The organism is Bacteroidia bacterium (assembly GCA_027493955.1).
In the GTDB taxonomy this organism is placed as follows: domain Bacteria; phylum Bacteroidota; class Ignavibacteria; order SZUA-365; family SZUA-365; genus JAOSJT01.
Window position 1 is genome coordinate 3,450,082 of sequence record JAOSJT010000001.1, and the last position, 20,100, is coordinate 3,470,181.

Annotated in this window: 16 protein-coding genes; 9 read left to right on the plus strand and 7 right to left on the minus strand. The window is 56.5% G+C overall.

What is annotated here, in order from left to right:
• Positions 1 to 120 precede the first annotated feature (120 nt).
• The 4 genes from M5R41_13195 to M5R41_13210 all read left to right on the plus strand — a co-directional run bounded on the left by M5R41_13195 (position 121) and on the right by M5R41_13210 (position 3,852).
• On the plus strand, positions 121 to 684 hold the full coding sequence (locus M5R41_13195) for a sigma-70 family RNA polymerase sigma factor (protein ID MCZ7557350.1): 564 nt from the start codon (positions 121 to 123) through the stop codon (positions 682 to 684).
• A gap of 35 nt (positions 685 to 719) precedes the next feature.
• A complete protein-coding gene (locus M5R41_13200; GenBank protein MCZ7557351.1) occupies positions 720 to 1,859 on the plus strand; it encodes a hypothetical protein in 1,140 nt (379 codons plus the stop codon).
• Entirely contained in the window at positions 1,849 to 2,580 is a 732-nt protein-coding gene (locus M5R41_13205) for a VWA domain-containing protein (protein MCZ7557352.1), read from the plus strand. Before M5R41_13200 ends, M5R41_13205 begins: the two co-directional genes overlap by 11 nt.
• A 66-nt stretch (positions 2,581 to 2,646) precedes the next feature.
• A complete protein-coding gene (locus M5R41_13210; protein MCZ7557353.1) occupies positions 2,647 to 3,852 on the plus strand; it encodes a VWA domain-containing protein in 1,206 nt (401 codons plus the stop codon).
• An 81-nt stretch (positions 3,853 to 3,933) separates the two neighbouring features.
• Here the strand turns inward: M5R41_13210 and htpG are convergent, their stop codons facing one another.
• On the minus strand, positions 3,934 to 5,808 hold the full coding sequence (htpG, locus tag M5R41_13215) for a molecular chaperone HtpG (protein ID MCZ7557354.1): 1,875 nt from the start codon (positions 5,806 to 5,808) through the stop codon (positions 3,934 to 3,936).
• A gap of 461 nt (positions 5,809 to 6,269) precedes the next feature.
• Between htpG and M5R41_13220 the strand changes: the two genes are divergently transcribed.
• A complete protein-coding gene (locus M5R41_13220) occupies positions 6,270 to 6,806 on the plus strand; it encodes a peroxiredoxin (GenBank protein MCZ7557355.1) in 537 nt (178 codons plus the stop codon).
• Positions 6,807 to 7,135: 329 nt separating this feature from the next.
• On the opposite strand, the gene M5R41_13225 is transcribed toward M5R41_13220, so the two are convergent.
• Positions 7,136 to 7,414, minus strand: a complete 279-nt coding sequence (locus tag M5R41_13225) for an isoamylase early set domain-containing protein (GenBank protein ID MCZ7557356.1) — start codon at positions 7,412 to 7,414, stop codon at positions 7,136 to 7,138.
• A gap of 240 nt (positions 7,415 to 7,654) precedes the next feature.
• On the opposite strand from M5R41_13225, the gene M5R41_13230 reads away from it, so the two are divergent.
• The 3 genes from M5R41_13230 (at position 7,655) to M5R41_13240 (ending at position 11,529) form a co-directional block, all read left to right on the plus strand.
• Entirely contained in the window at positions 7,655 to 9,856 is a 2,202-nt protein-coding gene (locus M5R41_13230) for a carbohydrate binding family 9 domain-containing protein (GenBank protein ID MCZ7557357.1), read from the plus strand.
• Positions 9,857 to 9,988: 132 nt separating this feature from the next.
• On the plus strand, positions 9,989 to 10,810 hold the full coding sequence (locus tag M5R41_13235) for a hypothetical protein (GenBank protein MCZ7557358.1): 822 nt from the start codon (positions 9,989 to 9,991) through the stop codon (positions 10,808 to 10,810).
• 98 nt (positions 10,811 to 10,908) lie between these two features.
• Positions 10,909 to 11,529, plus strand: coding sequence for a TetR/AcrR family transcriptional regulator (locus tag M5R41_13240; GenBank protein ID MCZ7557359.1), 621 nt, complete (start codon positions 10,909 to 10,911; stop codon positions 11,527 to 11,529).
• Positions 11,530 to 11,550: 21 nt separating this feature from the next.
• Here the strand turns inward: M5R41_13240 and M5R41_13245 are convergent, their stop codons facing one another.
• The 4 genes from M5R41_13245 to M5R41_13260 all read right to left on the minus strand — a co-directional run bounded on the left by M5R41_13245 (position 11,551) and on the right by M5R41_13260 (position 15,715).
• Positions 11,551 to 13,935 (minus strand): CotH kinase family protein, encoded by a 2,385-nt coding sequence (locus tag M5R41_13245; GenBank protein ID MCZ7557360.1) that lies wholly within the window; start codon positions 13,933 to 13,935, stop codon positions 11,551 to 11,553.
• Between the two features lie 315 nt (positions 13,936 to 14,250).
• Positions 14,251 to 14,628 carry a hypothetical protein gene (locus tag M5R41_13250; protein MCZ7557361.1) on the minus strand — a complete coding sequence of 126 codons (378 nt, stop codon included), beginning with the start codon at positions 14,626 to 14,628 and terminating at the stop codon, positions 14,251 to 14,253.
• 45 nt (positions 14,629 to 14,673) lie between these two features.
• Positions 14,674 to 15,069, minus strand: coding sequence for a nuclear transport factor 2 family protein (locus M5R41_13255; GenBank protein ID MCZ7557362.1), 396 nt, complete (start codon positions 15,067 to 15,069; stop codon positions 14,674 to 14,676).
• 58 nt (positions 15,070 to 15,127) lie between these two features.
• Entirely contained in the window at positions 15,128 to 15,715 is a 588-nt protein-coding gene (locus tag M5R41_13260; GenBank protein MCZ7557363.1) for a hemerythrin domain-containing protein, read from the minus strand.
• Between the two features lie 179 nt (positions 15,716 to 15,894).
• Here M5R41_13260 and M5R41_13265 point away from each other — a divergent pair, with 179 nt between their 5' ends.
• The gene (locus M5R41_13265) at positions 15,895 to 18,498 is read left to right on the plus strand and encodes a hypothetical protein (protein MCZ7557364.1); all 2,604 of its coding nucleotides are present in this window, start codon (positions 15,895 to 15,897) and stop codon (positions 18,496 to 18,498) included.
• 145 nt (positions 18,499 to 18,643) lie between these two features.
• On the opposite strand, the gene M5R41_13270 is transcribed toward M5R41_13265, so the two are convergent.
• On the minus strand, positions 18,644 to 20,038 hold the full coding sequence (locus tag M5R41_13270; GenBank protein ID MCZ7557365.1) for an aminotransferase class I/II-fold pyridoxal phosphate-dependent enzyme: 1,395 nt from the start codon (positions 20,036 to 20,038) through the stop codon (positions 18,644 to 18,646).
• Between the last annotated feature and the right edge of the window lie 62 nt (positions 20,039 to 20,100).

Genomic DNA, 20,100 nt, shown 5'->3' on the forward strand with positions numbered 1-20,100 from the left:
CCATTTCTCAAAAAAAAAGTATGGCGGCTGTAACCTTCGGCCCCTTCATGTGTTATTCATAGGTGACTTCAAGGCGGACGGCACCCTGCAACCGCCCCACGCATACAGAGAACCTGCACGATGTCCGGAAAAAAAACGGCCAACATACCGGACGTGGACCTGTTCTTCAGCCTGGCAGGAGACAAAAAGGTTGCGGAAGAGGCCTTCGCCGAGCTGTACGCCCGGTACGCGGGACGCGTGTATGCCTACTGTTACCGATGCACCTCCGACCCGGACGAAGCACAGGATATTTTCCAGGAAACCTTTCTCAGGTTCTATGAAAGCGCCAAACGCGTGGATTCGATGAGCAATGTGATCGGTTTCATTCTGAAAATCTCCAGGAATCTGATACTGAATCACCGGCGCAACAAAAAACATGCTATCGACATCGAAAGTATCGAATTACTTGCCGGACCCGGTGCACTGGATGGCTCGGAGCTGCTCGGCATGCTCACCACCGCGCTCGAAATGCTGCCCGACGACTACCGCGAAGCCTTCGTGCTCCGTGAATACGAAGGCCTCTCCTACAATCAGATCGCTGAAATTCTCGATACATCGCTTACCAATGTCAAGGTCCGCATTTTCCGGGCCAAACAGCGTCTGCGCAAGATACTCTCCCCGTACCTTGCCGATGCCGCGCACTGACCAACGAATGAAACATCAGGAATAGAGACGAAGAAATGACAGAGCCCACGGATTTTATGGAATCGCGCATGCTGCATGCCTACCTCGACGGCGAGCTGGACGGCCCGCATGAAGAGGCGCTTTTTCGCATGCTCTCCGAGGACGGTGCGCTCCGGGCCGAGATGCAGGATCATCTCGCCATTCGTAAAGCTGTGCAGCATGATACGCAGGCCTTTACTCCTCCCGCCGCGGCAACAGCGGCCATATTCGGCGCACTCGGCTTCAGCATCCCTGCAGCCACTACCGCTGCCGCCTCCGGTGCGGGAAAGATCTGGTTCGCCTCCGGATCGGCCATACTCGCGGTCGTGACCTCGATGCTCCTTTCCACACTTTTCACGAGTACGGATCAGCAGATCTACGCCGACGCCGGCGTACCCGCTGCGCCCGTCATGACGCTGAACATCGAGGAATCCGCGCCACTCGGCGATATTGTTTCGTCAGCTCCAGCCGACACACGCCAAGGAAGGTCCGTATCCGACTCCCAACCAGTCCTGGAGGAGTTGCCAAAGCCCACCGCGTTCGAAGAGCAGCCGGAACAACTCGTCGAAATCGAATGTCTGCCTCCCGCTGCCTTTGGCGAACGCGGCGAGCCGGACCTGCGCGGCCTGCGAGCGCCTTTCATCCCCTACGTCAGTTTCCTGCGCATGCCGGTGGATGGAATGATGTTCTACCTGCGTAACACAGCATCGCAGTCCAGTCCCGCAGGCACCTTCGGAGCGTCCTCCGAGCTGCTCATGAACAACCTGCATATCGGCGCATTGTACCCGCTCTCGCGGTATCACGCCCTCGGTGTGGAATTCGGAAGGGAAATCTTCCCGCAAAGCTTCGATGGCACGCTGCGCGGCGCTGTCGTGCGCTACGAACAAAGCCCCGTGGTGTATTGCGCCACAGCGGTGTATCAGCTCACTGCGGGAGAAGTGCTGCCTCTCATGCATCCCTACGCACAGATTCAAGCCGGCGCGGCGTTCAATCTCGGACCCCTTGCACGAGCCGGCCTGGGCGTAGCGGTAAAACCCTTCGAGAAGATTTCTTTGCTCATCGGTGCCGAGGGTTCCATACTCGCATACAAGTTCCAGAATAAATGGTTTGACACGAAAAAACTCGGGCTTACCTACGGTCTCCGCTATGAATTCTAGGCTACGCCGCTTCCTTGTCGTCCTTCTTTCCGCATGGGCGGTTGCGAGCACCAGTGCCTGTGATTCACCCTTGGGTATCGATACCCCGCGGAAGGAGTATATCGACAAGGTATCGGAAGCCGTAGCGGTGCAGTTGTGTGATCCCGTGTCCGTCGTGCTCCCCGTCGACACCGGAGTAGCAGCGACGCACTTCTCCGCCGTGCTTGTCTTCGACGGCAGCGGCAGCATTTCCCCGCAGTTGAATCAGACGATGAAAGATGCCGGCCAGGCCTTTCTGGATTCGCTCGACGGGCAGTCGGATGAAAGCGCCGTGGTCTTTTTCAATTCCGTGGTAACCGTCTTTCAACGGATGACCACGAACGTCCCGACGCTGCGCACAGCCGTCAACGCGCTGCCGATACTCGGTGCCACCGCCATGTGGGATGGAATTTTCACGGGTTTGCTGGAACTGCAGGCACGCGGAACACATGAGCGACAGGCGCTCATCGTCATCACCGAAACGCGCGACAACAGCAGCAGCACCGGCACGCCAACGAAAATCATCTCCCTTGCGCAGTCCATGGGCGTTCCGATATACACAATTTCGATGGCCATCAGCATAGACGAAGCAAAGCTGGCGGAGATCGCCATGGAGAGCGGAGGCCAGCATTACCGCCTGCCTTCGCATGGCAGCGTGAGCGATGTATACCGCGAAATCGTTCATCGCTTGAAGACACCCTGACCTTTATCTGTGAAGACGTGAACGGCTACCGGAAGTTCGGATCACAACAATACAGGAAGCACCGTCATGAAACGCATTATCGCACTTTTCCTCATTCTGTTCGCGTCAGGAATACTGAACGCACAGGATCAGGTACTCCTCACTACTGCGCGAATGCAGGCCGGTACAGATGAGGTGCAATTCACCTTGCGTATTCACTGTAACGGTGAGCCTCTCTATACCTTGTCCCCTTCGCAACTGCAGATCGCGGAAAACAGTACGCCGGTGGAGGAATTCTCCATTATCGAGCATGCCTCGCCCACCGCACGCTATCCCATCTCCGTGGCGCTGGTGATGGATGCCAGCGGCAGCATGGTGGGCGCCGGTAATGCAGGAGCAAGGAGCGCCGGACACGATTTCGTGGATCTCATGGATGGCGTGCTCGATGAAATGACGGTGTTGTTCTTTACGAACACCGTCACCCTCTATCAGCAGATGACAACGATCAAACCAATGCTGCACGCGGCGGTGGACGCACTCTACGCGAGCGGCGCGACGGCAGTGTGGGACGGTGCGTACGCAGGACTGACGGAGGTAGCGCAAAATGGTGTCAATCCCAAACGCGCGGTGGTGCTGCTTACCGACGGTGGGGACAATTCCAGCACGTCTTCCCCTGCGAGTGTCATCGCCAAAGCAAATCAGAGCGGAATCCGGGTATTCACTGTAGGTCTGGGCACCTCGATAAACGAATCCGAACTCAAGCTGATAGCCCAGCTTACCGGCGGATTGTATTTCCAGACGCCGGATCCAACACAACTGCGGCTTATTTTCTCGACCATAGCAAATTTTATCGGTCGCGGCTTCGACGAATACACCATCAGCTACAAGACTCCCGATCCTGCGGCAGCACAGCGGCAACTGACCATCGCCGTCAATGCCTGCAATCAGTCGCTGCCCGCGCAGGGGTACGTTCTGCAATACGGAACCTTGTCCACACCACCGCTTGCTTCAGCGCTTCCCTTTACGTTGCGTCTCGATCAGAATGTCCCGAATCCGGCGTCTACCTCGACGATCTTTCGCTTCTCTCTTAAAAGCACGGGTTCCCCGCAGCCCGTACGGCTCGAGCTTTTCGATGTGCTTGGGCGGCGCATCGCCACCATTTTCGATGCGTCCATCTCTGCGGGTAGTTACAGCGTTCCCTTCGAAACGAATCAATTGTCGCAGGGTATGTATGTGATGCGGCTCAGCAGCGGTGCCGCGGTACAGTACCGCACCATGCTGTTGCAACGGTAGCCCCGGGCTCCGTTGATTACGAAGCACCCCCCGATTCGCCTCCGGGGGGTGTTTCGTTTCTGATCTCTCTGCAATCGTCCGTCAGCTCTCCGCGCGCGTTGCGCGCTCCATGAAATCCGTCATTCGGCGCACGAAGTCCATCGGATTCTCCAGATTATTTTCCACCAGTAATGCCGCGGCGTAGATCTGCTCCACGGCATCGGTGAGAACAGGATCGTCCTGTTGTTGCTGATGAATGCGGGCAAGATTGCGCACCAGGGGATGCGCCAGATTCACTTCCAGCATTTTTTTCCCGGCACTGAAATTCTTGTCCATCATGCGCATCATGCGCTCGGTTTGCGCATCGAGTCCCTGTTTACCGACGACCAATGTCGCCACACTGTCCACCAGGCGCCGCGATTCGATGACGTCTTCGACGCGATTTCCAAGAATTTCCTTGAAGCGCAACAGCAGATCTTTCGCGGTACGGCCTTTGACCGCGTCTTCCGCCTGTTCTGTATCTTTCCCGATGCTGATATCCGCTTTCTCGATGGAGACGAGCTTTTTCCCCTCGAATTCGTCCAGACTGGTGACGGTGAAAATATCCACCGGATCGATGAAGAACAGCACTTCGATGGCGTATTTGCGGAAGTACTCCAGGTTGGGATGCTTGACGGCAATGTCACGGCTTTCGGCGGTCAGGAAGTAGATCTCCTTCTGATCCTCGCCCATGGCTGCTACATAATCGCGGAGCGAGGTGTACTTGCCCGCATCGGTTTTCGATGTTTCGAAACGCAAAAGTTTGCTGATGCGCTCCCGGTTTGCGTAATCTTCGTTGATGCCGAGCTTGAGGTAGTTGCCAAAATTCTTGAAGAAGGTAGCGTATTTCTCAGGATCGGTGTTGCTCCAGTCTTCGAGCATACCGAGCATGCGGTTCGTGAGCACTTCACGAATCTTGGCGGTTACGGGGCTGGACTGCGTTACCTCACGCGAGACGTTGAGCGGCAGATCCTCGGTATCCACAACACCGCGGGCGAAGCGCAGATACTCTGGCAGCAACTCCTTGCAATCGTCCTGAACGAAAACGCGATGGATGTACAGATGCAACGATTTCTCTTCGCGCGGATCGAAGTAGCCGAACGGTGAAGCGGAGGGGACGAAAATCAGTGCCTTGAAGTTGACTCGGCCTTCGATGTTCAGATGCAGTGAATCCATCGGTTCACGAAAATCGGCCGCGATGAATTTGTAGAATTCATCCCGTTCCTCTTTCGTGACATCGTCTTTCTTTTTCTGCCACAGTGCGCTCACGGAGTTCACGCGCTCTGTGCCGATGTAAATCGTGAAATCCACGAAATTCGAATATTTCTTGATCACGGAGCGAAGGCGATAGTCCTCGGCCAGATCATGCGCGTCTTCTTTCAGAGTGAAGGAAATGCGTGTCCCACGTTCCGGCTTTTCGATTTCCTCGATGGTGAACGTCCCTTCACCCTTCGATTTCCAGCGATAGCCCTTCGAATCCGGATCCGCGTGCCTGGTTTCTATGGTGACTTCATCGGTGACCATGAACACCGAGTAAAAACCCACACCGAACTGACCAATCAGTTCTCCGCCGTCCACACTGCCGCCGGCGGTCTTCACGGTCCGGAGGAAGTCCAGCGTGCCCGAGCTGGCGACCGTACCGATGCGATCGATCAGCTCGTCGCGGGTCATGCCGATACCGCTGTCCTCGATGCTGATGGTGTGCTGTGTCGTATCGACGTTTATGCTGATTTTCAGCTCGGTGTCCGGATGCAACACCGGCGTATTGGTGACCTGCATGAAGCGGACCTTGTTCAACGCGTCGGAGGCGTTGGACACAAGCTCGCGTAAAAACACCTCGGGGTGTGTATAGAGCGAATGGATGATAAGGTGGAGAAGCTGCTTCATCTCCGCCTTGTACTCGAATTCCTGCGGCGCAGGATGTTGTTCATCAGACATGGCGCTTCCCGAATGTTGATATAAAAAACCTCAATTACAAAGGTAGCAACTGCACACACGACGAGGCAAATTCGGCCGGGTCCTCACCGGAGTCTCGGCCACGTTCAGGGGCCGGCATTTCGAAACTCACGGGGCACTTTCCTGTGGTTTCGGCTCGGTCCCTCAGCTTGGCCGATGGCAAGCACCGGAAAAGGTTCTGTGATCAGCGGAGTGCCGGACCCTGAGCGGAGAATGGCGACGCTCAACTATCGCCGAAGGGACTGGTGACAGGCTTGCCAAGGCTGCTCTTCGCGACGCAGACCACCCGATCGTCTGACGATGTTTTTCTCCTGCGTCCCAGGAATTTTTTTTTATCGTCCGTCGTTGTACTATGCTGGATATAGTGGATATAGTATGTCCTCTATGCACCGTACCTTGGATCCATCACATCCACCACCATAGAACACTCAGAGGAGAGCACAATGCTTACTGTAGGAGACAAGTTTCCCGCCTTTACGCTTCAGGCCTGCGTCAGCCGCGATCACGGGAAGGAATTCACCGAGATCACGGATCAGACCTACGCCGGCAAATGGCAGGTGATTTTCTTCTGGCCCTTGGACTTTACTTTCGTCTGTCCCACCGAAATCGCCGAATTCGGTCATCGCCACGACGACTTTGCTTCGCGCGACGCCGTCGTGCTCGGCGCCAGTGTGGACAGCCATTACGTGCACCTTGCCTGGCGCAACGATCATCCCGAGCTTAAAGATCTGCCTTTCCCTATGCTGGCGGATATCAAGCGGGAGCTCTCGTCGTCACTGGGCATTCTTGAAAAAAATGCCGGCGTGGATCTCCGCGCTACCTTCATCGTCGATCCCGATGGTATCATCCGCTGGGTAAACGTCAACGACCTCAGTGTCGGCCGCAACATCCCCGAAACGCTGCGTGTGCTCGACGCTCTGCAGACCGGTGAACTCACGCCCTGCAACTGGGAAGCCGGTCAGGAAACCCTGCACGTGTAAACTGCTTCAACGCAGGTCACGAAGAACGAGAGGAAACGCGCCCCCGGAAACGGGGGCGTTTTTTTTGCAATCCAGGATATGCCACATCCGAAATATTTTCTTCGCGACGCAACCCGTAGGGCATTTTTCCGTACCCTGTTGGTAACCGGAACGGAGAGCGGGTGTCGCTTTCACAGGTCAGCCCGAACAACCGGACCGGGAGTTTCCGATCAACGCAGGTCAGAAACGAGAGAGGAAGCCGCGCCCCCGTACGGGGGTGTCGGCATGTGGAGTAAAAACGAACGGCGATCAGTGACGATCGCCGTTGCCATTCAGACCATATTGCGGAATCAGACGGTAATGAGCGAGTCGTCCGTCCCATGGTCGTTTGGAACGTAGCTTTCCGCTTCCCAGTCATTCTCCCAACGTGCGCCATCCAGCAAAAAACGGTAGCGGTACGTTTGCCCGCTCTCGAGATACGCCGAGGCATACAAAACGCCGTCCTTGCGCGTCTTCATGGGAAGGGCAGCCGGATTCCAGTCATTGAATTCACCGCACACAGCAGCGGACTTCGCCTCAACCTCGGCCGGCAGGTAAAACGTCACCTTGCAGCTACGGCCGGATTTCATGTAACTCTTCTTTGGCATCGGATCAGATGTGATACAATGTGGCACAAAATGTAAGCAGACTTATAATATACGCAGAATACCGGCGCAATCAAATAGCTGAAAAAAGCGTATAGATCGTGTCCTTGTTCGCATTCGCGAGACAGGCCGCAACACAAGAACGCCCTTTGCGTACACCTTGTGTTCCCGTGTCGTGAACCGTTGCTCTCCGTCATGAAATCCCCGGGTAATGCAGGTGCCTCCATGAATGCCGTATTCACCTTCGTTCTCATGTTTGGCATTGCGATCTCCGTTCCGGCCGCAGAGCTGCTTGCGCAGATCGCAACCACTCCGCGTGTGCTGCAGCTGCGAAATGCATCGGCGCTTCTCCGTATCGACGGTGTGATTGACGATGCGTGGTCGGAAGCCGACTCCACCTCCGCCTTCGTGCAGCACAGTCCTTCTCACAATCAGTCGCCCTCGCGGAAAACCATCGCCAAAGTACTGACCAACGGGAATTCCCTGTATTGCCTCATGATCTGCATGGACGATGCCGCCGACATCGAAGCTCACAATGGCATACTCGACGATGGCGGCGGGGATTTCGTCTCTCTGATGATCGACACGTTTGGTGACGGCAAAAGCGCCTACAAATTTGCCGTGTCCGCCGGTGGTGTGCGTACCGATGCCAGACTCCTGGACGATGCGCGCAATCGGGATTACAATTGGGACGGCGTCTGGTTTGCCGACGCCCTGGTGTATGATTGGGGCTATGTGGTGGAAATGGAGATACCGTTTCGATCCATACAGTACGATCCGGCCCTTGAGAGCTGGGGACTGGATTTCGATCGATGGATTCCAGGCCTTGCTGAGGATATTTACTGGTGTCCGTACAACGAAAGCGAAGGGCAGCGAATCTCAAAATTCGGTCGTCTGCAATTCAACGGTGTGCGTCCCTCGATCCAGGGATTATCGTTGGAATTCTATCCCGTCGCTATCGGAAGACTGGAATACCTTCGCGAGGGCACGTACACGCACAGACCGGATGCCGGTCTGGATATGTTTTACAATCCCTCCCCGGTCCTCACACTTCAGGCGACGGTAAATCCCGATTTCGCGCAGATCGAAGCTGATCCCTTCTCTTTCAACATTTCCCGTTACGAGACATACTTCTCCGAACGCCGCCCCTTTTTCACCGAAGGAAATGAAATTTTCATGGCTGCTGGCAAACAGCATAACTCCGGTTTCTACAAACCACTTGAGCTTTTCTATTCCCGCCGCATCGGGCGCAAGCTCGCCGATGGCGGCGAGGTCCCGTTATTGGCCGGAGCGAAGGCCTTCGGCCGCGTCGGGGATTGGGAATACGGCGGCTTTACGGCAAGGACGGGAGAGACACAATACACGATGGATGGTGACAGCCGTACCGAGGAGGCGGCCTCGTTCGCGGCGGGGCGGATGAAGCACCGGCTATTGGAAAACTCCGATGTCGGTATGCTCCTCGTCGGCCGCTGGTCCGAACAGCGACACTCCGGCGTCCTGGACGTGGACGGCGCTCTCCGGGAATCCTCCTGGCAGCTCGCCTGGCAACTTGCCCGCTCCTTCAACAGCGCTGCCGAAGGCGGGTATGCGGCCTCCGCCGGCTTCACGATGCCCACGGAGCACTGGCTTGTGCTCGTTCGTGGGCGTGCCGTCGATACGCGATTCGACGTAGCGGATGTCGGCTATGTACCGTGGCGCGGCACCGCGGAGCTCGTCGCCCTGACGGGGCCCACCTGGTATTTGAAGGATAATCCGATACGCTATATCTCTCTCTACGGGGGCGGCGCGTTAGGGTATGAGGATGCCGATCTGTTTACCGACCTTATCGCGCTATTGGGGGGAAACCTCTCCTTTCGTGCAAATCATGGCGGAGAGATCAACCTCAGCTACGGCCGCGCGAAGGACGGAGGACAAGAGTACACTTCCTACGAAGCGAATTTTTCCACCTGGTTCAATATCCATCCCCGCTGGAGCGCCAATGTTTGGGGCGGCTACAGCCGGGGTTGGAACTTCGCGAGGGACTGGCTCGGCTTTTACACCTGGGCGGGGATGTCCTTCTCATGCAAACCCACCACGGGAATCTCTTTTGAAGTGGACCTGAATACCCATTGCGAGGGTAATCCCGATAATGAGATTGTGGACGTCATTGTCAATTCTCGTCCCGGCTTCACCATTGTACCGGTAAACGATCTCAGCATACGCCTGTACGTGGACAATACCTACAGATCATCGTCCGATCGCATCGAGCAGTGGATCACTGGTCTGCTCTTCAGCTGGAATTTCCTGCCAAAAAGCTGGGTGTATTTCGCCATCAACGATCTGCGCGATATCCATCACCCGGGAGGCTCAACACCCGCAGAGCGGGCGGTTATGCGTGTCCGTGACCAGGCCGCCGTACTGAAACTGAAGTACCTCTATTATCTCTGACCGGGTCGCGTCCCATTCAGCTGCGATACCCGGCGCCTGCGCACTGCGGAAGTCCGGATAACGCATCCTTCGATACCACGGGACACGACGCGATGTGAAACTTCTTCCACAATCTTCGGAATACTTTCGACCATGACCATACACAGAAATCTTCGACACGAATTCCCGGATACGCGGGAGGCTGAAAGAGTGGAGGCGGAGGGCTGGTCTGCCGTGTACGCTGCAGCTCCGCCGGAACTCGCGTTGAAAACATCCGAAATCGCCGGAGCCACCTTGCTCATCGCCCCTTCCATTGATATCCTTGCCTATAACCGTGTGCTGAGTTTCGGCCTGAATGAGGTGCCGCATCAAAAGGATTTGCAGGAGATAATCCAAACCTACGCTTCCGCAGGTGTCGGACGTTTTTTTCTGCAACTGCCTCCTGAAGCGGATCGCGACGGGATATCGGAGATGCTCTATGCGCAGGGTTTTCGTCCGTATAACGACTGGGCGAAACTGCGACGCGGTGTTGCGGATATTCCGGAGTTTGCAGTCTGTGCCGATATCCGTCATGCCACACCCGCGGATGGCCCGGTGTATGCGGAAATTCTCATCGAGGCCTTCGACTGGACACCGGAACTCTCCGGCCTCCTGTCCTGCACCATCGGCAAGAATGGCTGGTCGCATTACCTTGCGCTGGTCGACGGGGAGGCGGCTGCCTGTGCCGCACTGTACAGGACCGGGACGACGGCGGCGCTGGCCATGGCGGGCACACGCCCGCGCTTCCGCGGGTCGGGTTTGCAACCCGCGCTGATCCGCCGACGATTGCTGGACTGCGCGGGAGCCGGCGTGCAGACGGTTGTTACGGAAACCGGTGTTGACGGACCCGACCATCCGTCGCCGTCATTCCGCAACATGCGCAAGGCCGGATTTGAACTCGCGTATTTGCGACGGAACTGGCTCTTCGAGGGATAATCCCGCTTTGTCGCAGACAGATTGCGTCTCGTCTCCTTGTCCCGAAACTCCACCGCATGTACCTTTGAATCACGGTTCAGGAATATTCGCGGTAGCACATGCGTCGACGCAGCGGGAATAAATCACAGGATATCACAGACGCGGCGGTCAAGGTGTTTGCCCGCGACGGCTTCCACGGGGCGAAAATCACACGCATCGCTCAGGAGGCCGGCGTCGCGACGGGGAGTGTCTATCTGTATTTTCGCAATAAGGAGAGTATTCTCCATCATCTGTTCAATGAAATCTGGCAACGCATTCGCGACCAACTCGCTATCGTCATTTCGCGTCACGACACCACCCCGCGGGAAAAGGTCGAGGAAATCATTGACCGCGTCGTCATGCTGTTCTCGAAGAATCCCGACCTTGCGCTGGTCTTCGTCAACGAGCAGCATCATCTGGTCCGCAAGGGCAGTGCGGAATTCATACGGTATTACGAGGATTTTCTCAAGCTCGGTGAGGACGTCGTGCGCGAGGGCATACGCCGCGGAGAGTTCCGTCCGGAAATTGACCCGCGTGTAGCCAGTAATTTCGTGTTCGGTGGCCTGTATCAGTTGCTGCAACGCTGGGCCATCTCGCAAGGGGAGTTTCCCCTGATCACGATACGCCGCGGCATTCGCGCTATCGCTGTCAGCGGATTGATGAAGGAGAGCGCTACGACAGAGTCGCCGCGTGTAACCTGATGAGCTGTTCGGTGCTGATTCCTACTGCCGACTGATGAAAATGCGGAAGGTTTGTTGCCGCTGTCGGCCAATGAAGCGCAGCAGATAGGGCCCCGACGGAAGCCCGCCAAGATCTATCGTCAGCTTGCCGTCCCCATCGGAAAGCAGGGATTCGGCGCTGTGAACCTTCCTTCCGAGCATGTCAGACACCTCGAGGAGCACACGCTGCGGAGGAGCATCCTTCAGCTCCAGGGTAACCATTCCGTTGCCGGGATTCGGGTATACCGCAATGGCTGGGCCTGTCACGGATGCCTGCATAGCCGCATCGGACGTTCCTTCCGGACAATCAGGCAATTGCATACGGATGCCGAAATGCTCCGTCGCATGCCTGCCCACCGAACAGTGCCGATAACGCAGAAAATCGAATACACTTCCGAGGCAGTGCAGCCAGGTGCAATAGTCCTGCAGCATGGGGAAACGCTGAATCTGTCGCGGGATTTCAGAATTGATCTGCAGCGTGATATCGCGAAACAGGGGAGACATTGTCTCAAATGCAAATTCATTATTCAGTACATGCTCGAGACGACGGAAAAACCGTGCATTGAAATCGTCGTTGGTCAACAGTTTTCTGAGGAACAGTGTCGAGCGCGCGTTCGTGGGCCAGGGCTGGTCTTTGGTGCACAGCGCGTTCTCGAACGCATCGAAGTCCGCCATGGTCATGGCGGCATCACCATCGAAATACATCCAGCGCCAACGCGCACCGTCCTTTCTCTCGCGCCACATCTTCATGTTCGTTACCGGCCAATCCGTATTTGCTATCACGATCTCCAGCAACTGATAATCAATGAAATTGTCTACATCGATCCAGGAGGATACGACGTCCATGACGGAATCCTTCGTGAGATCCGCATGCTCGATGAAGGAATACAACGACTGGAAATTTTCTCCTGAACCATGGTCGGGCCAACCCGTCCAATCCACGATGATGTCAATGCTGTCCGCCGATACTCCGGTAGCTCCCTCCACGAAGTGTTCATCCATTTTCTCCTGAATAAAGTAGATGCCCCAGTAGGCACCATTGAGATAGAGTACGGCGGGACGACTTGCGGGCCAATCAACATCAACCATTGAGGCCAGCTTTCCGCCCATAATGTCCTCGATCCCGCTGCTGAACAGCGTGGAAGTCAATGTTCTCAGAACGAGACGACGAAACACGGTGGTGGGCTTCTCATGGAACAGTGGATACACCATGCTGTTGCCACCGTAATCGTTCCGTGCATACACAGCCATGCTCTTCTGCATGAAGCGCCGGGTGAATCCTCCATGGATGCGCAGACCGACATTGTGCCTGAAACCATTCGCTCCGTCTGCCTCGTACAGCTCGATGTGCGCGCCGCGCTCCCACTCGTCCCCGCGTTGAAAATAATTTCCGGTCCAGTGCGGGTCGCTCTCCTTCCAGTACACACCGGGTACCATGATGCCTGTGCTGTCGTCGAACAGTCCGTCCGGATCCGAGCAAATGGATACGACGGGCAACTTTTCATGATCAACGCCGAGCTCGCGTATGAAGTAGGAATGTGTCGCGACGTCGCTGACACGCCGTCCCGCACTGTCGAACGCCGCGGCGCGAAGCACCAGTGCTTGCTTCTGGCGGGTCAGATACGGGATGTGAAAATCCGGCGGTGACAGACGAATGGACGCAATATCCTCTTTCGACCACAAGGTACTGTCAAGCATCAGCGTCTGAGAATACTTCGGTGATTCACTCGTCGGCGTACTTCCATCGGTGGTGTAGTGAATTCGTGACGACGCTTCGCGGCAGCTCAGCGTTAACTCGAACACGCGCTCGTACCTGCCTCCGGGAGTGGAAAAAGTCACGACATCATGCAGACACTCTCCGCCGTTGGGTGCGCCGGGTGTGGGACTCAACAATACGACGAAGCTCCCGCAGCCATCCGGCACAGCTCCAAAACTGGTATTTGACTTCAGCTGTACGGGTCCCACTGAGGAGACAACGCAGCCGCCGCAGGAGAGCAGGAGATGCTCGCCATCGGCATCAATTTTGAAATTGGTGTGCAATGGTTTTCCGGGATCCGCTCTGTCCTTCCCTGAAGCGAACACTACGATAAAACTGTGGGCGTTGATCGCGGTATCGGGGAACAGCCATTTATCCGGAGTTCCCCGTTTGTCCGAAAGGCTGTACCCCGCGAGCGACAGGGGAACATCCGCCGTATTGTACAACTCTATCCAGTCCACAGCCTCACCATCCTCATCCTGAAAAAACCCGCTGTTGGACGACATGAATTCATTGATCACCAGGTTCTGACCAACCGACGGAGCAGGAAGCAGGAGCAGGAATCCGATGAAAATGCGGTCAATGTGTCTGCACAGGCGAAGCAGCTGATTTCCAGCGTTTGTGTGTGTCATTGCCCTCTCCTCCAGAGTGCTGTACGATACATCGCACATATTTTCGGTGATACGCCGCTGACGCTGTACGCATTACCGCGAGGTTCTTCTTTGCCGGGCGTTCACCGTCGTGTGCCTGTCGGAGCGAAATACTCCTGCCTGCTCCGACTGCGTCCTGCCGGCGTCCGGCATATTTAAGGATGAAAATTATACCGGATTTTACTGAATTGCAACACCAAAATCGAGGAACTACTCCTTTTCGTAAACGTCGCATTACCTGCGCCGTGGCACGTGCTTGCAGCAGTGTCGCCACCCTCCCGCGGAGGTCTCCACAGCTTACGGTACGAACCGGTTGATAAAGCGCAAATAGCCCTGGCGACCGCCCTCACCGTTCCATCGTTCCAGAGAGAGCTTCAGGCGTTTGAGACAGAGCAGAAGGGTATCAATGGATAGAACCAAAGCGATTGTATCAGCAGAACGACCCAGTCGCCATTCACACACCGGTCGCAACACGTTGTACACCAACGCCGCTTTGGGCGACATTTTGTGCTGCTTCGGGGGACGACCGCCCTGTTCCAGCCGATATTCGTGTATCAGCACGTCGAAGGCCTCGTCAACGTCGTAGTCAAGCAGATCGGCGTTCTGACGATACAGCATGACGATTGCAGCTTCCAGGTTCTGCAACACATCCATGTGTTCATTTTCAATAGTCATGGGAAGCTCGTCTCATTTGTGAAAACTTCGTGTAGAAGTGCAACACTACGTGCCCGGGGAAGCCGTCCGGAGCACGGTGCCCCAATCCGTATACACCTGCCAGACAGCGATGCGACCGTCCCTGAGCGAAACCTTCCACGCCGCGGGAAGCTCTATGCGGCGGGTGGTGTTATTTGCCACAGCGAGGTTCAATGTCCCTTCCGCTGTACCGAACAGCGCCGTCACATCCGCTTCCGTGACCATCCGTTCGATACTGATGCGATAATCCGGCATGATGAAAAAAAAGTCCCTCCATGCCGCGCAAACGGTGGCGGGGCCACGTAATTCCGTTCCGGCGGAATCGATAAAACGGTGGTCTTCCGTCATCAGCTTCCCCATGGCGGAGAGATCGCCTTTGTTGATGGCGGTAATGAAGGCCGCTATGACATCCCCGTGATTCATTGTGCATGAACGAAAAAAATCGTTGACTCGCGTGAGCCGATAATCTCAGGATGAAATTTTATCTTTGCCCGGAATCCGGAGACAGGCGATTCCTGTGACTATCGCTGTCACGGGCCGCTTTCCCTTCTTCCATGAGAGCATTCTGATCATAGCCGGCGCGAGCAATCGCTCGTCGGGCATATTCTATTGCGAGCGGGTTATTGATATAGCGCGGTGTGGCGGTTTCACGAAACGTTGCGATCTGTTCCGGTATATTGTCCGTCTCACGTCGTACACAGTCGTCGAACAGATCGTACAGCGTCCCATGTGCCTCCTCGAGTCGATCATGGCGAATGAGCAAGGCATGCAGGGAAAACAAAACCTCGATGGTCGGTGGCAGGACGCACAACGCCGCCAGCGCATCGTGCTCCATGCGAAGTTGGAGCTCCATAGGAAAGCCACCGCGTAGATGTTTTCGCAACAGCGGCAGTACAATATTTTCTTCGATGGCGATATGGCGGAGAAGCGTTTTTCGAAATTCGTCGTAGATGGGGACGTTCACAGACCCGGGATCGGCGGAAGCATCCAGAAACAATTGCTCTATGCGCCGATGCTGTGCGGCCAGAATATTGGAGGCGCCGGAATCTGAGAGTGAGGAGTTGTCCATCCGGAATTCTTTCTATTGTGAGGCGGCGGGGCATGTGCTTCGCGTGCACAATATACGGTGGATTTCCTATGTTTCCATACTGCCGCATCGAATGGCGTTCAAGCACCGCCCCTGTTCGTCCGCGCGAGCTTCGGTCCGCCCCGGTGATGTGCACCACCCGTAACATGCAAGGAAGGTTTATGCGTTCACTCCTCGCCGTACTGTTTCTGCTCTTTCCGATTCTGACCACGGCGCAAACCGTTCAGATCGGCGTGCTCGACAGCGTTCTACTTTCTGACGTGCCTCGTCTCGGTATAAACGCCGGCGGACGCTCATGGTGGGGTGCCGATCAGATTCTGAAAAACCTCATTGACAATCCCGGTTTCGAAGCGGGTGAATTCGCTTCTCTCGTCCTGGCGGACAATGGCGCGACAGGACGATCGATGCGGATGGCCTTCTGGGATCCCGCATGGAATAACGAGCAATACGGCATCGGCTGGCCGGTGGGATTCTGGAACAACGCCGAATATGAGTTTTTCTGGGGGTCGGCGAAGGGCCGCAGCGGACGCGTTGCGTCGTTTCGCCATGAAGGCGGTTCACTGGTATTCGATTTCGACACCGACGGCACTGCCCCGCAGCGCATGAGCGTCATGCGCATACAGCGCGACATAGCAGGATTCAACGGCAACGGCAGCATTGTTGATGCCACTTCGGTACGGCCCGGAAGTCCGGGCAAGCAAGCTCTGCGGCTGAGTAACGGTGGGTATTCGTTCCGATACTATATGGACAGTCTCTGGCGCGACGGCGATCCTTCCGCAGGCAAACTGCTGGTGATCAACGGGGAGTACGTCTGTCGGCTCTGGGCGAGAGGCCTCCGCGGGGGCGAGAGACTGCGCATCCGCTTTTTCCGTGAAGGGGAGTACACGTTTCTCGATGAAACGGTGGCGCTGGGTACGGACTGGCAGATGATAGAGCGCCGCTTCACGGTGCCTGCGGGAGCGGACCAGGTGCGGCCGTATTCTTCGTCGGAGTACCACCCCATCCTCGCCTTTATTCTCGAGGCGGAAAACACCGGGGCGGACGTTCTCGTTGACGATGTGGAGCTGTACTCCGCCGCGCAGAGCAATCCGACCGTATTTACGGACAACTTCGTCAACCGCCTGAAAGAGTTGCGTCCCGGTGTACTGCGCTATTGGGCCGGGCAGCTCGGCGCGAGTCTCGCATCGCAGCTCGCCGAACCCTTCGCAAGGCGATCCAATGGGTACTCGCCGCGTGATCGGCGTCCCGGCGATTTTTGTTATTCCCTGCATGAATTCCTGGAGCTCTGTGCCGAAATCGAGGCCGATCCATGGTACGTCATCCCGCCGACATTCAGTGCCGATGAACTCCGGGGCCTCGTCGAATACCTCGCCGCACCGGCCACGTCGGCGTATCCGTTTGCGATGCAGCGCGCGGAGCAGGGGCGCAACGCGCCGTGGACAGAGGCATTCGGAAGAGTGCAGCTCGAGTATGGAAACGAGATGTGGGGTTCCGGTGCGGGAGACGATCCGTTCATGGGCTCTTCGGTCAATGGCGGCGAGCGACTGGCGTCCATCGCCGGCGATCGCTTTACCATCATGCGCGCAGCTCCGTTTTTCGATGCATCGAAGCTGAGACTCGTCATCGGCGGACAAGCGGGTTTCGCCGGACGGCAGCGTGAGATAGAGCAATTCGGTACAGCGCACGACGCTGTGGCGCTCGCCCCGTATTTCGGTGTGCTCGATACCTGGAACAACGACAGTGAAATTTTTCAACCGCTGTTCGCCTCACCGTTCTGGCAAGCGAATGCGGGGCCCATGCGCGAAAGCCGTGGGTATCTCGGTCAACGCGAAATGTCCATATACGAAATCAACTTTCACACCACGCATGGATCAAGCCCCATTGCCATCCGCAATGATTTTCTGGCTGGTGCATCAGGCGCTCTCGCTCTCCCGCTGCACATGCTTTTGTATATGCGCGAATTGGGAGTGAAGACCCAATGCGCATTTTCATCCCTCGGCTACAGCTTTCGACTGGCGAATGGCGACATGGCGCGTCTCTGGGGGATGCTGCGTGACGTGGAGGCCACGGGTCGCAAACGTCCCACCTGGCTTGGTGTCGAATTGGCGAACAAAGCCATCACAGGGAGCTTGCTGAAAACCCGGCACAGCACGCCGCAACCCGCGTGGCGTCAATCGCCCATCAACGGCATCGCAAGCGAAATAACCGTAGATGCACTCCAGAGCTTCGCGTTTTCCGATGGCAGCCGACACGGGCTCATACTTTTCAATCTCAGCCTCGACCAGACGCATCGTGTGCAACTCGACCTTCAACACGCTCCGTCAGCCACGGCCATGTTGTATGGCATCCGTCCGAATTCAATACATGACACTAACGAGGATTCGACAACTGTCGTGATCGACTCCAGCCGTATCACGGATTTCTCCGAAGCGTATGAACTCGCCCTCCCGCCACATTCCGTGCATGCGCTTACCTGGACGCGCAATAGCACGGGCGTCGTACCCACTCCGGAGTCGGCGCTCTCCCTGGACGTGTCGTACACGACGCGCGGCGATGTCAGTCTGAGAGCCGGGCTGCCGGACGGCGGTTCCGGCAATCTCGAAATCCTCGACATTCTCGGACGTCCCGTCGCGCCGGTCGCCGCCGAACTGCGAGGTGCCGGACCGCATTTTCTGCGGTGGACACCACCTGTATCCGGTATTTTCGTCGCGGTGCTCCGCACTACCAACGAAACACGCACACAGCGAATCACCGTGGTGAAATAAGCTCTCCGGAAAATGAATACGCAGCACGCATCATGGAATGCACATTCATGCACAAAGCATCAATATTCCCACTCCTATCGCATATCGGGGGTGTTCGCAGTGGAGTCTCGAAGCAAGCATTGCAATGCGTCTTCACATCCTGCGTTCAGACGTTCCACATCTCCGCCAATATTTCCGCGGTGCATTCCTCGACTTTCCGGTGAATTCTGCCCACCCAGTCCGCTTGCTCCGGTTTCATCAGCACACTCCGCAGTACGGTGGTCCATTCAGTGTCGGCGATAAGCTGCGGATAGCGTGACTGGATCAAATCACTTTTCACGCGAAATGTACTGAGGTACACTGCTTCCTGTGCGTCGCGCATGCTCCTGTCGAACAGTTGCGCGGATGCCGCACTGATGGCGCTGGCACTGAACGGCGCCGTGTTCGGGAAGTACACCACGATGTCCAGCTCGGGCTCCATCAAGAGGCACAGGGAGTCGGACACACGCAGCATATCGGCCCATTGCAGGGCCGCGCTCCTGCAACGACGCAAAACCGCGCCCAGGCCGCTTTGCGCTTCCAGAGGCAGCAAGCGCAGCGTAGTCCACAGCGCGGCGGCGGCAGCGCCGGCGCGCGAACATTCCAGACTGATTTCTCCGAGATGAAGTTCCTTTGACGTGAAATACGTGTACGGAGAATCATGCACATAAAAGCGTCCCACGTCAGGATCGCGGAAAAGCACACAACCGCAGCCGTACGGCTGCAAGCCGTGTTTGTGCGGGTCCACAACGATGCTGTCGCATTCCGCCAGACTTGCGTACACCTGGGGATGCACACCATTCTCCGCTTCATCGCCGATGAGGCGAAAGAATCCGCCGTAGGCCGCGTCCGCATGAATACGGAAGCCGTGCCGGTCTCGTAAGCGCACGAGGGCGGGCAGTGGATCCAGTGCACCAAGACCCGTCGTGCCGATTGTGGCAACCACCGCGCCGATGTCCTCGGACAGACAGAGCCGATCAAGCGCGAACGTATCCATGCGTCCATACGCATCGGAAGGCACCGCTATGCCGCGTATCCCAAGTACTTCGCACATGCGGCTGTGTGTGTAGTGACTTTGATCCGAATACGCCACGGCCTTTCCCGGCTGCAACTGTCGGCACACCCATAGTGCCTCGAGATTGGCAATCGTCCCGCTGCTGGTCAGGTGACCCAGATGCCTGTCGTACCCGAACATCGCTGCCAGTTCTCCGATAAGCTCTTTCTCGATCTGACCGGTGGCCGGACCACCATCGAGCGCATGATTGTTGGGATTGATGAGCATGGCAGCCACGTACCCGAGCACCGCGGCGGGATGTGGCGGCTTGAGCATCTGTCCCGCATACATGGGATGGAAAAACGGATAGTTGTCTCGCAGGCGGTCCTGCAAAGCATCCACCGCGTCGAGCATATCATCGTGTCGCAGCGTCAGCGTAGCATCAACGCTGTAGTCCGGCCATCCCTTTTCCCAGTCCCGCTGCCTGTCGAGTATGTGCTGAAGTATGCTGCCCAGGTTTGTATCCATGTTTCCATTTCGTCTGTTGGTATTCCTTCAAAATATGGAATAATTTGCACCTGAATCCTGAA

What these genes read in the sequence shown, in the direction of transcription:
- M5R41_13195 (MCZ7557350.1), top strand. Translation starts at nt 121, where the DNA reads ATGTCCGGAAAAAAAACGGCCAACATACCGGACGTGGACCTGTTCTTC.
- M5R41_13200 (MCZ7557351.1), top strand. Translation starts at nt 720, where the DNA reads ATGACAGAGCCCACGGATTTTATGGAATCGCGCATGCTGCATGCCTAC.
- M5R41_13205 (MCZ7557352.1), top strand. Translation starts at nt 1,849, where the DNA reads ATGAATTCTAGGCTACGCCGCTTCCTTGTCGTCCTTCTTTCCGCATGG.
- M5R41_13210 (MCZ7557353.1), top strand. Translation starts at nt 2,647, where the DNA reads ATGAAACGCATTATCGCACTTTTCCTCATTCTGTTCGCGTCAGGAATA.
- htpG (MCZ7557354.1), bottom strand. Translation starts at nt 5,808, where the DNA reads ATGTCTGATGAACAACATCCTGCGCCGCAGGAATTCGAGTACAAGGCG.
- M5R41_13220 (MCZ7557355.1), top strand. Translation starts at nt 6,270, where the DNA reads ATGCTTACTGTAGGAGACAAGTTTCCCGCCTTTACGCTTCAGGCCTGC.
- M5R41_13225 (MCZ7557356.1), bottom strand. Translation starts at nt 7,414, where the DNA reads ATGAAATCCGGCCGTAGCTGCAAGGTGACGTTTTACCTGCCGGCCGAG.
- M5R41_13230 (MCZ7557357.1), top strand. Translation starts at nt 7,655, where the DNA reads ATGAATGCCGTATTCACCTTCGTTCTCATGTTTGGCATTGCGATCTCC.
- M5R41_13235 (MCZ7557358.1), top strand. Translation starts at nt 9,989, where the DNA reads ATGACCATACACAGAAATCTTCGACACGAATTCCCGGATACGCGGGAG.
- M5R41_13240 (MCZ7557359.1), top strand. Translation starts at nt 10,909, where the DNA reads ATGCGTCGACGCAGCGGGAATAAATCACAGGATATCACAGACGCGGCG.
- M5R41_13245 (MCZ7557360.1), bottom strand. Translation starts at nt 13,935, where the DNA reads ATGACACACACAAACGCTGGAAATCAGCTGCTTCGCCTGTGCAGACAC.
- M5R41_13250 (MCZ7557361.1), bottom strand. Translation starts at nt 14,628, where the DNA reads ATGACTATTGAAAATGAACACATGGATGTGTTGCAGAACCTGGAAGCT.
- M5R41_13255 (MCZ7557362.1), bottom strand. Translation starts at nt 15,069, where the DNA reads ATGAATCACGGGGATGTCATAGCGGCCTTCATTACCGCCATCAACAAA.
- M5R41_13260 (MCZ7557363.1), bottom strand. Translation starts at nt 15,715, where the DNA reads ATGGACAACTCCTCACTCTCAGATTCCGGCGCCTCCAATATTCTGGCC.
- M5R41_13265 (MCZ7557364.1), top strand. Translation starts at nt 15,895, where the DNA reads ATGCGTTCACTCCTCGCCGTACTGTTTCTGCTCTTTCCGATTCTGACC.
- M5R41_13270 (MCZ7557365.1), bottom strand. Translation starts at nt 20,038, where the DNA reads ATGGATACAAACCTGGGCAGCATACTTCAGCACATACTCGACAGGCAG.